Origin of the sequence: Francisella-like endosymbiont, assembly GCF_003069505.1 — a bacterium.
Lineage (GTDB): Bacteria > Pseudomonadota > Gammaproteobacteria > Francisellales > Francisellaceae > Francisella.
Window position 1 is genome coordinate 1 of the sequence record NZ_QAPC01000001.1, and the last position, 13,534, is coordinate 13,534.

A 13,534-nucleotide genomic window follows, 5' to 3' on the forward strand; every position below is an offset into this window, starting at 1 on the left:
TTGGCATTTATAAACTTATACATATTGCTAATTTTTCTTCCTATGTAACTTTAAGAATTTTGTATCAATATTTTAGGTTATCGATATAATTGGATTATCGAAAGAGTATGAGAGATGTTTTGTCACAAAGAGATGTGATTATATGTTAGAGAATGCTAAGTACTTTGAATATATAAGCTGCGAATATTAAAATGCTGACTATCTTAAGCCCAGTATTTTGTGAATAACCAGCAGCAGACTATTTGTACCTTGAATTTGAGTAGTCGACTTCAAACAAATTATCAAGATACATCTCCAGTATGCTTAGTTAGTTTTATAAACTTAAAAAAATCAATTGTGTAGTTATTTATGAGATAAGTAGTAGGATTATCTGGACACTCATGTAAACCACACTCAAAGAATGTGGAAGCTACATTAGCAAAGATAACTAAAAGAAAAATTATAAATATAACTTTATTGAAAATACGTATAATGTTGTTTTTTGCTTGGGATATTTCTTGAGGCCGTGTACGTAATTCATATTGTCTAGAGTATGACGTAACTATAGCAATATAAATTATAGCGATCATTGAGGTTACAAATATCCAGCTGTACATATGCATACCTAAAATTCTTGAACCGAATCCAACTGGATCTGTAACATGTAAGGCAATTTGTCTAAGAGAAACAAAAGATGTAAATACTGCAGCTAGTAGTGATAATGCATAATGGCTAGGACGTATATTAAAACGAATGTTAAGTAAAAAACCAAATCCAATTGCTAATAGCCCTAATCGCTGTAATAAGCATAAAGGACAAGGAAGTTCATCCATTGCAAACTGGAAATAGAAAGCAGCAATTATAATTACAGTTATTCCCATTAGTTCTATAGCACTTAAAGCTTTAATTAGGTCATTTTCAATAAACTTTTTCATAAGCAGTTCCTTTATAATTATAAGTAGATGGGTAAGTGATTTGTTGTGTGATGTAAAAATACAAGTCCAGCTACAATTAGGAAAATGCTGAATGTGATGACTCCCCAACGTCTATTGAACCAAGCAGTTAATATTGAAATGAAAAGTAACGTAAAACTTATTAGTATACCTGGCATATTTATTTACTCCTACATTTAACAATTACAATTAAATAATAGCAGTAAATATAAAATGTTGTACATAAAATTTTTTAATTATGTTATTCAAAAGTATATTTCATACCACTATCTAATACCATTATAAGGATGTTATAACTTTGATGTTGTGGTAATTTTTCAATTAGTTTTTTGGCAACAAAATAGTTAGCACCGCTACTATGTCCAGCATAAATACCTTGTTCATTAGCTAAATAATGACATCCTTGTATCGCTTGGTCATCAGTAAATTGTATTATTTCGTCAATATATGAAAGATCCATTGAATTGCAAAAAACTGGATTACCTGGACCTTCTACTTTATAGCTGTGGATGTTTTCTTGAATTGGAGCTCCATGATGAAAAATATCATAGTAAACCGAACCTTTAGGGTCTGGCATAATAACCTTAGTTTGAGGATAGATCTCTTTTATTCTTTTTGCGCATCCGGTAATTGTACCACCAGATCCACCAACAGTTATAAAGTAATCAATATTAAATAACTGAGTTAGAAAATAATTAACTATTTCTTGCCCTGTAGTTTTGTAATGGCATTCAGTATTTAGTTGATTATCATACTGGTTAATTAATATACCACTTATATCTTTAGCTATTTGTTTAGCTTTATTGACATAAAAATCTTTATCCTTATAATCAGCAGTATTTTTACAAATAGTCAAATTGGCACCAAAACTTCTTATCATTGTTCTTTTAATTTTCCCAGTTTTGGCAGGGCAAGTTATATATACTGGATGGTCATATAATTTACCGATCGCAGCAAGAGAGGTGCCCATGTTACCAGAACTAGCTTCAACAATAGCTTGTTTCGATGATATTTTTTTATTGATAATTAAATCTTCTAAAATATATTTTGCAACACGGTCTTTGATACTACCAGTAGGGTTTAACCATTCACATTTAGCATAAAGATTATGATTGTTTATTGTGTTTTTAAGTTTTATTATAGGAGTTTTTCCTATTAGAGATAGCATTAGTTTAGTCTGTGTGTTTTAAAACTTAGAGTATTTTAACAAAATGTTTGCTATAGAAATTGATTTAAGAGTTTATTATACTAATAAGATGATAAATAACCATCGAGTAAGAATAAGCTTGATGTATTATTGCTGCTTAAGAAGCAATTACTATAGTGTATAATATTAATATTATTTTCTTATTGGATTTTTCCTAGTTTTAAGTTTTAACTTATTCTGTATCTTTTATAGGGATCATATCATTAGTGATATCTCCAGTTAAGCTATCATTCATTAGCGAGATCGTCCTAACAGCTTGACCTTTGTCTAGGTTTAATTCATTTAAATCAACATACACTCTACTACCTATTAGAGTATCTACTACATATAATTTATTTTGTGATAATGATGTTATTGATTTCCATTATGTTGACCATTTATCTTCTAAAAGCTTGGATTATTTAGACTTTCATTCCTATAGCCATTTTATAAATGGTACGGAAACTGAGTCAGCACCGGAAAACATAATAATTAAAAGCTTAATCCATAGATTTTGCCTCTGGCTCTGGAATGTTTTCACTTATAAAAGTTATTCTGACAAATCTATAGGCAGAATTTGCTCCACCAGGTAGTTTATCAACATTATAAAAACCAAGTTCTTTAGCTTATTTAAGAATTTTTTGTTGTTGATCGTAACTTGGCTCATTACTGATTGCTTTAACATTGTGATGTACAGTTAATTTACAATTTATATACTCTATTAGTACGTTATCTCCTGTTTTATCTTCAACCATATAATGAACAGGAATGTTACTCTCTTCACCATTAATTTTAGCGGAGGGTTGTATATTTGATAATTATCAAGGTTATTAAGAACTTCCTCAACGGTAGCAAAATTACTTAATACATATTTACCCAATATAGTCCATTTACGCTGTTAGTATATTTATAGTAGTATTAATTTGTCTATAGCAAGAAATGCATAACTATTATGCGTAAATGGAGGGGTCTATGAATTTTGATGATATTTTTCTTTTTGTTAAGCTTATTAATATAGTAACATTTACTGAGTTAGCAAAACAGTTAAATGTTTCTCAGAGTGCAGTTTCACGTAGAGTTCAAAGTTTAGAGGAATCTATTAATACTAATCTACTAAAGAGGAATTCAAGAGATGTTATCGAAATGACAGCAGAAGGTGAGTGTCCACTATATAAACAACTTTAGTTAAATCGAAGAACAAGCTTATGATACTTCAAAAATGGGTTAATAATTCTAAACAAGTTAATGGTATTTTAAGAGTGGAGATACCAAAACTATTTTTTGATAATATTCTTGCTCCTAAGCTTGATACATTTTATACACGCTACTCTTACCCTTATGTGCAGCTAATATTTAGTTATACAGCAGTAGCTGTTGAATTTAGTAAAAGATAATATAGATATAGCAATTACGACAGAAAACCGACAGCCAATAATTGTACGCTAGGAATAAGCTTTATGTCTCTAAAAAATATATTCAAGAAAAGGGAATTCCTCAGATAATAAGGGAATTGGAAAACCATATTATTGTGGGCTTTATAGATAAAGATAAGTGTCAGAATATTTTGGTGGGTTTCTCAGAACAAGATAATATTCTAGTCAAGAAGTTAATATTAATGCTGATTTATTTCTTAATAATGCTATTTATAATATTAACTTAGCAACTAAATGTAACAGAATTATTAATGTTTTATATATTTTTGCTGATAGTAAAGCAAATATAGAACTAGTTTAAGTGAATATTATTTTGGTAAAACAAGTTTTTACTTGATATGTGCTACTGGTGTGCGTAGTAATTATATAAAGGGAGTTTGTTAAGTTTGTCGATGTATGCTTACAAGATAAATTGTTTTAAATAATTTGTAATATTTATAATAGTTTTCAAAAAATCATTACTAAGGAAATATTCTTTTAACCAATTAAATTTAATGTAATAATAAAAATCTAAACAACAACGAGTAACTAACTGCTATGAGAAAGGTATTAATAATTTTAGTTGTTATAATTATTTAACAAATTCCTATGCAATTGTAGCTGGATATTCATTTAATACTAGAGGAAATAAGTTTGTTAATAACAACTCAGTAGTTAATGGCAAAAACATGCAACAACAAGAACCATCTAGAGTTCAACAATTAGAGGATGAATAGCTATTACTAGTAAATAGCATAATAGATAAGTTACTTACCAATACAAAAACTTGAGAATATTTCGCCTAATAAATCATCTGAACTAAACTCACCAGTAATCGAATTAAGGTACTCTTGGACAATTAACAACTCTTCAGCTAAAAGCTCGCCATTACCAAGTTCTAATTGTTCTTTGGCAAGCTTAATATGTTCAAAAGCATTGTTTATCGCTGTAACATGTCTTTCGCGTGCGGTATAAATACTTTCATTTTGATTTGTATAGCCAATTTTATTTAGAATGTGTTGTTTTAATTTATCAATGCCAATGTTATTTTCAGCTGATATATATATATGATTGTCATGGTTTTGTGGAATTTCTTTGAGAAGATCTATCTTATTATGTACATATGTAATATCAATATATTTAGGAATTTGATCATAAAATTCAGGAATTATTTGTTTTATATCACTAAATTTAACTTGACTACTTGTATAGTCATCAGTTACAAATAGCACTTGATCAGCTTCTTGAATTTTATTGATAGCTCTTTTAATCCCTTCATTTTCAATGATATCATCACTGTTGCGTAACCCTGCAGTATCAATTATATGCATAGGGACGCCATTTATTTGAATATGTTCTTTGACAATATCTCTAGTTGTACCTGCGATTGATGTTACAATTGCTGATTCTTTGCCTGCAAGAGCATTTAATATGCTTGACTTACCTGCATTTGGTTTTCCAACTAATATTAATGTAACTCCTTCAGCAAGGATAACACCTTGTTTACAGCTATTTTTTACCGCTAAAATAACCTTGTATATTTCTTCTAGACTAGTGTGAATTTTCTGATCTTCTAAAAAGTTTATTTCTTCCTCTGGAAAATCAATAGATGACTCTACATACATTCTTAAGTAGATAAGTTTTTCTAGAAGATTGTTTATTTCTTTAGAAAAATCTCCTTGAAGTGATTTAGCTGCAGACTTAGCTGCTATTTCTGATGATGCATTAATAATATCAGCAACAGCTTCTGCTTGAGCCAGATCAACTTTATTATTGAGAAATGCTCTTTCAGTAAACTCTCCAGCCTTTGCCATCCTAGCACCACAATTAAGAGCCGCTTTGATAATCAAATTTAATATAAATGGATTACCATGAGACTGTATTTCTACAACATCTTCACCTGTATATGAAAAAGGCGCATTAAAGAATATTACTATACCATGGTCTATCATTTCACTATCATGATAAATATTACAGAATGTTGCATAACGAGGCTTTAGCTGTTTTTTAGTAAGTTTCTCAGCTATCGCTAGAGCATCTATCCCTGATATGCGAACTATACCTATACCACCATTACCTTGAGGAGTTGCTAATGCAACTATAGTATCCTTTGTATACATATTTATCTTAACTTTTGACTTGAATTATCAAAATTAACATCATCTTCTTGATCAAGAATTCTACCTTTTTTGCTTTTATATTGTCTGAAAAATTCCGGATTTTCTTTAATTATTTTTCTACGTATAAAAAACAAAGAAATCATCAGAAAGATTATTAAAAAAATAAATAAAGGGGCAAAAAGGATAAATGATAATACTGTAATTGCGATAAGAGTTAGTGAAGTTAAAATTTGTTTTACATTATTGTTCATTACTTTGCTTTATAATATTTAGCTTGTATAATATGATTACAAATATATCACTTAGGTGGTTATTAAAATAGAGCTCTATAAAGTTCTACAGGCTCGGTATTCAAATTCGGAGGTTTATATGAATATTCAAATTACTGGTAGAAATGTGGAAGTTACTGATTCAATTAAAAGCTATGTTAATGAAAAAGTAGGTAAAGTTGGACACTATTTTGATAATATTACTTCAACTAAAGTTATATTAGATGTTGAGAAAGATCAACAAGTAGCAGAAGCTATAGTTACAGTTCCTGGCAGTGAATTTGTTGCAAAAGCAGAAGACAAAGATTTATATGCAGCTATAGATATGCTTGAAGATAAGTTAGCGCGTCAGCTAAAAAAACACAAAGATAAAATGAGATGTAATCACGGCGAATAATATTTCTTCTTTACGCAAATCTATCAAATTTTTACCTATGAATTTAGAAGCTATTATTGATAAAAAGAATATCATATTAAATTTGAATATTGAGTCTAAAAAACGCTTAATTGAGTTTTTTGCAAATAGAATTGCAGATACTTACCCTAATGTAAGTGAAGATCTTGTACTTAGAAATATTTATAAGCGCGAAAGAATAGGTAATACTTATATTGGTAAAAATATTTATATTCCTCATTGTCGAGTTGAGAATCTTATGACTACTAGGTTAATTATTGTCACATTAAAAAATAGTTATTATGATAATTCTGTCAATGATAATATAAAAATAGCAGTAGGTGTTTTTCCCCCTGATAATATATCTCCAATTCATATGGAGCTGTTAAAACAATTAGCTTTATATCTAAAAGAAGATAAAACACAGCAGTATTTTCAGCAGGCAGAGAATTCCGAAGATTTGTATAATTTAATTATTAATACTAGTAATGAATAATCTATTTAATAATATACGTATAGTTCTAATTGAGCCATCTCATAGTGGTAATGTTGGCTCTACTGCTAGAGCAATGTTAAGTATGGGGCTGAAAACTTATGGCTTGTAAATCCTAAAAAAGGCATTGATAATGAAGCAATAGCACTATCTTGTCATGCTTATTGAGGTAGTAAAATGCAACTATAGTAACTAGCCTAGCAGATGCTCTTGAGGATATTGATTATATTGTTGGTACAAAGTGCCAGAGTACGCAGAGTATCTTTGCCTATAGAGCCTATCACTAAAGTTGCGACAAATATCCTTGCTAAAATTCAAAAGTCTAACCAAAAGATTGTGATATTATTTGGGAGTGATAGAATAGGATTGCTAAATGAAGAACTTTTGATGAGTAATGTCCATGCTTATATACCTCCAAATGAAGGCTATACTTCATTAAACCTAGCTCAAAATTAGTAGCCTATGAATTTATGAGCAAGCAAGTTGAGATTAGTAACCTAAAAGAAGTTCCTGAATATAATTATTTGCACAAAAAAGCTTCTGTCAAAGAGCTACAAGGTCTATATCAGCACTTTGAAGATAGTATGATAAAGGAGGGGTTTTTAGATAAAGATAAACTAGGACAGGACATGTGATGGACAAAATACGAAGACTTTTTCAAAGATCTGAGCTTGAGAGTCAAGAAGTGAATATTTTGAGAGGTTTTTTAACATCATTAGATAATTATAGGATAGGTAATATGATTATTACTAGATATAGATGAAGCAGGGCATGGATTATTATCAGGACCTGTAGTCGCTGCAGGTGTTATCTTAGATCTAATGTAAGTATAGATGGTCTTGCTGCTTCAAAAAAATAACTGAGAAAAAACGCGAATATCTATATCAGCAAATAATCACTCAAGTAAAGGCATATACGATAGTAGAAATTAGTCTATAGCAAATTGATGAGCTAAATTATTCTACAGGTAACACTCAAAGCTATGTATCAAGTTGCAGATAATATTAAAAGGGCAATTTGATAAAGTGCTAGTTGACGGTAATAAATTACCAAATTGGGATTATAATTCAGAAGCTATAGTAAAAGGTGACTCAAAAGTTATAGAAATATCAGTAGCTTCAATATTGGCAAAGTTACATAGAGATAGAATATGTCTTGAGCATGATAGATTATATCCAGAGTATAGCTTTGCTAAACATAAGGGCTATCCGACAAAAGAGCATTTAGAAAATATAGAAAAATATAGCATATTAGATATTCATAGAAAAAGCTATAAGTTAATACAGCCACTACTTTGAAATGAGTAAATCAGAAGATTATTATGCCGTTGGTAAAAGCTTAGGAATTTTTGCTCTGACAGAGACATTAGTGATGACAGAATTAAATATATCTACTTTAATAGCTTTTTTAAGCTTAGGTTATCTTTATGGTTTTTCGGCATTATCTTTAGGGATGATTTTTTTAATTAGTCTATTATTTTACTCTTTTGCTGCCGCGAAAAAATGGAAAAATTTTGATGTTATCTGTTTTTTCAGCGCTATAATACTGCATTTGGTCTATTAGTAGCGTTATGTTTGCTAATAGCAATGGGGTGGGTTTTTGGTGCTAATTTTATATATTCTACTACGATTTTTATTTAGAAGAACTTTTACCTAGCTATAATCATTGGCTAATAAGTGCTGTAGTGTGTGGTTTAATGCTATCATTACTATTATTTGTATACTTGGCATATTTGATTTATCAAACTGATACTTCGTCACTTAAAAATATTGATCGAACTCATATAACGAATTTGCCAATTTCTTTTTCAATTACTCTAACAATTCTTACTGCCTTTACATGTATTCTATCACCTTGGTACGGTCAAAAGATATAAAACTTTTTAGAACCTGTGTTGGTAATATTTTATATTGTGATATTTTAAATAGCACTGACAACTATCGCAGACCTTTGAAATACTATGTCATCAATTTATTTTGTCCATTTTCATAAGCATAAAACTGATAAAAATAACATCATTACTGTAGTGGTTATAATTATTTTAAGTTATATGGTTGCTAATACTTTTATTGATCGTGTTCTTGATAAGATGTTACTTTTTAATATTCCTAATAGCAGCATTAGCATTTAGTTTATTATATTGTTTTTATAGCAGTAAACCTAATTTATTAGGAGCTATCTTAAGCACAATAGTGGGAGTAGTAAGCGCTTTATACTGTTATTTGATTTTTAATCAAGAAGACTTTATTTTTTATTGGGCTTTTATATGTATACCTTTGAGTTTTGTAGTAGTTTATTTGCCTATAATTATAAAAATTACTTCGAAGAATTAAGAGTAAAAAACTAATCTAGCGAAAGAACATTTCCTGAATTTGTCTGACTTATTTTGTTGGGATTAGCAGTTTCGTCATCTTCACCTTCATTAATATTAATACCATAACCAAATTCACGAGCATACATTCCTTGTTCTGTTTCTTTAGAAAATACTTCTAAGACAGCTTCCATAGGAATGTTTATAGACATTGGCTCACCATCAAATGTTGCATCAAAACTAATATGGTTATCATCAATAGCTAAATCTTGTATTGCTTGAGGAGATAAATCTAAAAGTATTTTTTTATCCTCATCAATATACTTTGTAGGTACTACAACACCTTCATATTCAGTATCAACTAAAACATAAGGTGTAAATCCATGATCAACTAGCCAGTTGTATGTAGCTTTAACTACATATGCTCTAAGCATAGACATACTGAACTCCTTTTGCTTTGATGGTTTTTATAAAGTTAGGTTCACTAAGTAATTCTTTAATCTCTTTGATAATATTCTTATCTTTTGTAGGTATCGAGATCTTTAGCTTAATGAAATAATAAAAAACAAAAGTTATTATCAGAGTCAATACATTTATATTTTGCGCATCAGGATTACTTTCTGCGTTTATTTCTCTTTCGCTAACTATTGTTTTGTAGGTGCTAATTATATCCCTTTGCATCATCATTTTTATTTCGACGGCTTGTTTTTCATCAAAATCAGGGTTTTCTAACTTGAAAATGTTTTGTAGAAATGTTTTATTAACATATTCTAACAATATTCTTGCATTAGCACGCTGTTTTGGAAATACCGGAAACATTGGAGGAAACGGATATAAATCTTCTATAGCTTCTATAATCACACTAAGTCTATATACAGCAAAATCATCAGTACTAAGCGTAGGGATATTGCCATTAGGTGTGATGATATTTAGCTCCTCTAGATGTTTTGAATTTTCTTCTTTAGAAACATCTATAATTTTTGCATTAGCTCCTTTAATAAGAAGGATCACGCGGACTATATCGCTATAGATATCATCTTTTTTTGTGTATAAAAGCAAGACTGTATCCTCCTAGTAATAAAATAAAAAGAATAATATAAAGGTAATATAATAGATTAACGCTTAGAGAACTGTCTTCTTCTACGAGCTTTTCTAAGACCAAATTTCTTACGCTCAACTTTACGTGGGTCACGAGTAACAAAACCTGCTTCACGAAGAGCTGGTTTAAGAGTCTCATCATACTCAATTAAAGCTCTAGTGACACCAAGGCGGATAGCACCCGCTTGACCAGTAGTTCCACCACCTTTAACTGTTACTTTGAAATCAAAGTTATCAGTGTTGTTAGTTAGTTCTAAAGGTTGCTTTACAACCATGCAGTCTGTTTCACGACATAGGTATTGCTCTAATGGAAGACCATTAACAATAAACTGACCAGTACCTTTTTTCATAAATACACGAGCTACAGAACTTTTACGACGACCTGTACCATAATTATATTCTGACATTTTACTATCCTTTATTAAATATTGTGAGCTTTAGGTTGTTGAGCTGTATGTGGGTGAGTTTCACCTGCATAAACTTTTAACTTTTTAAACATAGTACGACCTAGTGGAGTTCTAGGAAGCATCCCTCTAACAGCTTTTTCAATAGCTCTTTCTGGATGAGTTGCTATTAGCTTCTCGAAAGATACTGATTTGATACCGCCAATATAACCAGTATGATGGTAATAAGTTTTTGCTTTTCTTTTGTTACCAGTTATAGCTATTTTTTCAGCATTTACGATAACAACATAATCACCAGTATCCATGTGAGGAGTATATTCTGGTTTGTTTTTTCCTCTTAGGATCATTGCTACTTCAGTAGCTAGACGACCTAAAGTTTTATCTGTAGCATCAATCAAAAGCCATTCTCTTTTGGTATTTGATGGTTTTGCAGTAAACGTTTTCATCTTTTTTCCTTTATTTATTGTTGTCAATTACTCAGTTTTTGCAAAAAATTCTTGACTTGCAAGCTAGTTTTAGCTTATTTGACTTTAAAATTTTAAGCAGACTACATGATACATTTTTCACGCGAAATAATCAAATCATTAAGGCTTTTTATTTTGAATAATTTTATCTGCTTGATTATTTGACCTTAGAATACAGTTCTCAATTGCTAATCTGTCAAAAAAGTTACCACTTATAAAAAGATTAGGGTGTTTTTGTAACTCTTTATCTAGATCTTCTAGAAATTGGCTATGATTGTGGTGATAGCATGGCAGGGCGTTATTTTTGATATATGTATACAGAATCTCTTCTTTTTTTATGTTTAACAGTTTTGTGATTTTATCTAATAACTCATTTTCAGAAAAATAATTACAACAATGGAAAACAATTGCTCTATAGTTTGGATTATCGACAACATCTCGTGAAACTGCAGAATAAAAGAATTGTTGTTTACCAATTAAGCCGGCTAAGTTTTTAATATGTTTTAAACTTGTTTTACTAGTAACAATTCCTACACTTATTAGTTTCGATATTGTAGGCCTGTATTGATGTTTTGTTAAGTTTGGTAATATCTTTTCTAATAAAGATTCGGTCACATCCCATGGTGTTGCAAAACAGAGATTTTCACAAGTATATTCGGCATGGTTTGTGTGTATATGCCATTTTTGGTGTTTTGTTACACTTATGACAGCTTCTTTTATAACATTTTGGTTATGTTTTTTAAAAAGCTCAGCTAAACCATTCTTTAGAGTAAAACTTCGCGGTAATGTCGTATCTCTATCATATTTTTTAAATAAATATTCCATTGGGAAGTTTTCACTATTTTGAGATAATACAGCATCAAAACAATACTTCAAAGTTTGATTATAATTTCTTTTACCAAATAGCTTTGTAGCATATTCACTAACAGTCTTATTTTCTTTTGAGGCTTTTCTATTTCTTAAAAAACTAAGAGCTGCTGTAAACGGATTAATATTTGTAAAAATACTTTGAATTTTATTACTTGGTTGAACTAATAAGAATGGTGCTTTTTTTCTTGATTGGATATCTTTTTCAAGAGAGTTATTGCGAATATATTCTATAGTTTCATTGTAAGAGTTGTATATGGTATGAGCTCCCATCTCAAACCAAAAATCATTGTATGAAATTGAGTCAATACAACCACCGACCTTATTAGCCTCAAATATACAGTTTTTTATTAATGCATCAGTTAATCGTTTGGCTAAAGAGATACCAGAGATTCCGGCACCAATTATTATAGTGTCAAAATATTTTGTATCAGTCATTTGGCAAAAGTATCCATAGTTTGCCGCGGTTATTCATGTGACCGGCGTTAAATTCTGCTTGTTTACCATGTCCCCAAAATACATCACCCCTAATTGCACCTTTTATAGCTCCACCTGTATCTTGAGCTATCATTAGCCTATCAAGAGGCTTAGTATTATGCTGATTATCAGCAAAGTAATCTGTCTCTAACCATAAAGGTACACCATACAGGTAGTATTTATTATCAACGGCAAGAGAATATCCAGGTGTTAGTTCAACTTCTTGTGCGCCTACAGCATTTTTACGATCAATATATCTAAAAAATACAAAAGAAGGATCATAATTTAGAACATCATCAATCTTATCTTTATTATCATCAAGCCATGCTTTTATAGCTTGCATAGATATTTGCTCAGCATTCATATAACCATGGTCAATCAAATATCTACCGATAGGTCTATACTCATGGCCATTTTGGCTATCATAACCTATAAGAATATCACCACTGTCAGTTTGGATGCGACCAGAGCCCTGAATTTGTAAAAATGTCCGGTCAACTTTTGATTCTACCCATACTAAAACATCTTTTTTCGGAAGTAGATCACCCTTTGATATTTCTTCACGTGAGTAATAAGGAACAAATTTACCATTTTGATACATCCCGAAAGAAAAGCCATCATTGCCTTTAGGTTTTTTTACTAAATTATCAGGAGTACAATAGATAGGTACAGTATATTGTAGAGTTTTAACTAAACTACCTTTCATCAAAGGCTCATAATAGCCTGTAAATAAACCAGTATCTTTTCCTTTGTATATTATTTGATATGGAGTGAAATTCAGCTCAAAAAATATTTTAGCTTGTTGTTTAGTGTTTAAATCTGTAGTTACTACCTTATGGCAGATATTTATCCAGTTTGAATATTCGGGTTTATTTTCCTCTAATATCTTTTCACATGATCTTTTAAAAGTATTAAAAGATTCAAGTTGATCAGAACTATCCCAGTTGCTTAAATCTTCGAAGCTCGATTTTTTATAATCTATGTTTTTTGAGTATTTTTTTGTTAAGTAGTGCTGAGCAGTAAGATTATTACACCCAGTTATAAGTATAAAACTAACTATAATAATTACTTTTTTTAAAGTTTCCTTTACTTTTTTAATATTCATAT

The 13,534-nt window shown here is 30.1% G+C and carries 13 protein-coding genes and 6 pseudogenes; 6 read left to right on the forward strand and 13 right to left on the reverse strand.

What is annotated here, in order from left to right:
- Positions 1–350 precede the first annotated feature (350 nt).
- The 5 genes and pseudogenes from C9379_RS00005 to C9379_RS00025 form a co-directional block, all read right to left on the reverse strand.
- A pseudogene (locus C9379_RS00005) lies at positions 351–914 on the reverse strand (disulfide bond formation protein B); the annotation flags it as partial.
- A gap of 17 nt (positions 915–931) precedes the next feature.
- A complete protein-coding gene (locus tag C9379_RS00010; protein ID WP_318263419.1) occupies positions 932–1,090 on the reverse strand; it encodes a DUF5993 family protein in 159 nt (52 codons plus the stop codon).
- Positions 1,091–1,173: 83 nt separating this feature from the next.
- On the reverse strand, positions 1,174–2,100 hold the full coding sequence (locus C9379_RS00015; protein WP_143385186.1) for a PLP-dependent cysteine synthase family protein: 927 nt from the start codon (positions 2,098–2,100) through the stop codon (positions 1,174–1,176).
- Between the two features lie 211 nt (positions 2,101–2,311).
- Positions 2,312–2,437 carry a hypothetical protein gene (locus C9379_RS00020; protein ID WP_318263418.1) on the reverse strand — a complete coding sequence of 42 codons (126 nt, stop codon included), beginning with the start codon at positions 2,435–2,437 and terminating at the stop codon, positions 2,312–2,314.
- Positions 2,438–2,529: 92 nt separating this feature from the next.
- Positions 2,530–3,012 (reverse strand): annotated as a pseudogene (locus tag C9379_RS00025) (linear amide C-N hydrolase); the annotation flags it as partial.
- A gap of 78 nt (positions 3,013–3,090) precedes the next feature.
- Here C9379_RS00025 and C9379_RS00030 point away from each other — a divergent pair.
- Positions 3,091–3,972: pseudogene (locus tag C9379_RS00030) on the forward strand (LysR family transcriptional regulator).
- Between the two features lie 325 nt (positions 3,973–4,297).
- On the opposite strand, the gene mnmE reads toward C9379_RS00030, so the two are convergent.
- Both mnmE and C9379_RS00040 read right to left on the reverse strand, forming a co-directional pair.
- Positions 4,298–5,650 carry a tRNA uridine-5-carboxymethylaminomethyl(34) synthesis GTPase MnmE gene (gene mnmE / locus C9379_RS00035; RefSeq protein ID WP_143385185.1) on the reverse strand — a complete coding sequence of 451 codons (1,353 nt, stop codon included), beginning with the start codon at positions 5,648–5,650 and terminating at the stop codon, positions 4,298–4,300.
- 2 nt (positions 5,651–5,652) lie between these two features.
- The gene (locus C9379_RS00040) at positions 5,653–5,901 is read right to left on the reverse strand and encodes a hypothetical protein (RefSeq protein ID WP_143385184.1); all 249 of its coding nucleotides are present in this window, start codon (positions 5,899–5,901) and stop codon (positions 5,653–5,655) included.
- 118 nt (positions 5,902–6,019) lie between these two features.
- Here C9379_RS00040 and hpf point away from each other — a divergent pair, with 118 nt between their 5' ends.
- From hpf to C9379_RS00065, 5 genes and pseudogenes are all read left to right on the forward strand, one after another.
- Complete coding sequence (hpf, locus tag C9379_RS00045) at positions 6,020–6,316, forward strand: ribosome hibernation-promoting factor, HPF/YfiA family (RefSeq protein ID WP_143385183.1); 297 nt, start codon at positions 6,020–6,022, stop codon at positions 6,314–6,316.
- A gap of 37 nt (positions 6,317–6,353) precedes the next feature.
- Positions 6,354–6,809, forward strand: a complete 456-nt coding sequence (locus tag C9379_RS00050; RefSeq protein ID WP_143385182.1) for a PTS sugar transporter subunit IIA — start codon at positions 6,354–6,356, stop codon at positions 6,807–6,809.
- Positions 6,802–7,569 (forward strand): annotated as a pseudogene (locus C9379_RS00055) (RNA methyltransferase). The gene C9379_RS00050 and the pseudogene C9379_RS00055 overlap by 8 nt, the downstream one beginning before the upstream one ends.
- A pseudogene (locus C9379_RS00060) lies at positions 7,562–8,104 on the forward strand (ribonuclease HII). The pseudogenes C9379_RS00055 and C9379_RS00060 overlap by 8 nt, the downstream one beginning before the upstream one ends.
- Position 8,105: 1 nt before the next feature.
- Positions 8,106–9,153, forward strand: a pseudogene (locus C9379_RS00065) (SLC5/6 family protein).
- Here the strand turns inward: C9379_RS00065 and mglB are convergent.
- The 6 genes from mglB to mltA all read right to left on the reverse strand — a co-directional run bounded on the left by mglB (position 9,150) and on the right by mltA (position 13,532).
- Positions 9,150–9,557, reverse strand: coding sequence for a transcriptional regulator MglB (mglB, locus tag C9379_RS00070; RefSeq protein WP_143385181.1), 408 nt, complete (start codon positions 9,555–9,557; stop codon positions 9,150–9,152). The pseudogene C9379_RS00065 and the gene mglB sit on opposite strands and share 4 nt — an antisense overlap.
- Positions 9,544–10,176: a transcriptional regulator MglA gene (gene mglA / locus C9379_RS00075; RefSeq protein WP_143385180.1), complete on the reverse strand. Its 633-nt coding sequence runs from the start codon at positions 10,174–10,176 to the stop codon at positions 9,544–9,546. The genes mglB and mglA overlap by 14 nt, the downstream gene beginning before the upstream one ends.
- 56 nt (positions 10,177–10,232) lie before the next feature.
- On the reverse strand, positions 10,233–10,622 hold the full coding sequence (gene rpsI / locus C9379_RS00080) for a 30S ribosomal protein S9 (RefSeq protein WP_143385179.1): 390 nt from the start codon (positions 10,620–10,622) through the stop codon (positions 10,233–10,235).
- Positions 10,623–10,636: 14 nt separating this feature from the next.
- Positions 10,637–11,065: a 50S ribosomal protein L13 gene (gene rplM / locus C9379_RS00085; protein WP_143385178.1), complete on the reverse strand. Its 429-nt coding sequence runs from the start codon at positions 11,063–11,065 to the stop codon at positions 10,637–10,639.
- Between the two features lie 138 nt (positions 11,066–11,203).
- On the reverse strand, positions 11,204–12,388 hold the full coding sequence (locus C9379_RS00090; protein WP_143385177.1) for an NAD(P)-binding protein: 1,185 nt from the start codon (positions 12,386–12,388) through the stop codon (positions 11,204–11,206).
- Entirely contained in the window at positions 12,381–13,532 is a 1,152-nt protein-coding gene (gene mltA, locus C9379_RS00095; protein WP_143385176.1) for a murein transglycosylase A, read from the reverse strand. The genes C9379_RS00090 and mltA overlap by 8 nt, the downstream gene beginning before the upstream one ends.
- Positions 13,533–13,534: the final 2 nt, after the last annotated feature.

Bases quoted from the DNA above. Each gene is read 5' to 3' on its own strand.
- hpf (WP_143385183.1), top strand. From the start codon at position 6,020: ATGAATATTCAAATTACTGGTAGAAATGTGGAAGTTACTGATTCAATT.
- rplM (WP_143385178.1), bottom strand. From the start codon at position 11,065: ATGAAAACGTTTACTGCAAAACCATCAAATACCAAAAGAGAATGGCTT.
- mltA (WP_143385176.1), bottom strand. From the start codon at position 13,532: ATGAATATTAAAAAAGTAAAGGAAACTTTAAAAAAAGTAATTATTATA.
- rpsI (WP_143385179.1), bottom strand. From the start codon at position 10,622: ATGTCAGAATATAATTATGGTACAGGTCGTCGTAAAAGTTCTGTAGCT.
- C9379_RS00050 (WP_143385182.1), top strand. From the start codon at position 6,354: ATGAATTTAGAAGCTATTATTGATAAAAAGAATATCATATTAAATTTG.
- C9379_RS00040 (WP_143385184.1), bottom strand. From the start codon at position 5,901: ATGAACAATAATGTAAAACAAATTTTAACTTCACTAACTCTTATCGCA.
- mnmE (WP_143385185.1), bottom strand. From the start codon at position 5,650: ATGTATACAAAGGATACTATAGTTGCATTAGCAACTCCTCAAGGTAAT.
- C9379_RS00015 (WP_143385186.1), bottom strand. From the start codon at position 2,100: ATGCTATCTCTAATAGGAAAAACTCCTATAATAAAACTTAAAAACACA.
- C9379_RS00010 (WP_318263419.1), bottom strand. From the start codon at position 1,090: ATGCCAGGTATACTAATAAGTTTTACGTTACTTTTCATTTCAATATTA.
- mglB (WP_143385181.1), bottom strand. From the start codon at position 9,557: ATGTCTATGCTTAGAGCATATGTAGTTAAAGCTACATACAACTGGCTA.
- C9379_RS00090 (WP_143385177.1), bottom strand. From the start codon at position 12,388: ATGACTGATACAAAATATTTTGACACTATAATAATTGGTGCCGGAATC.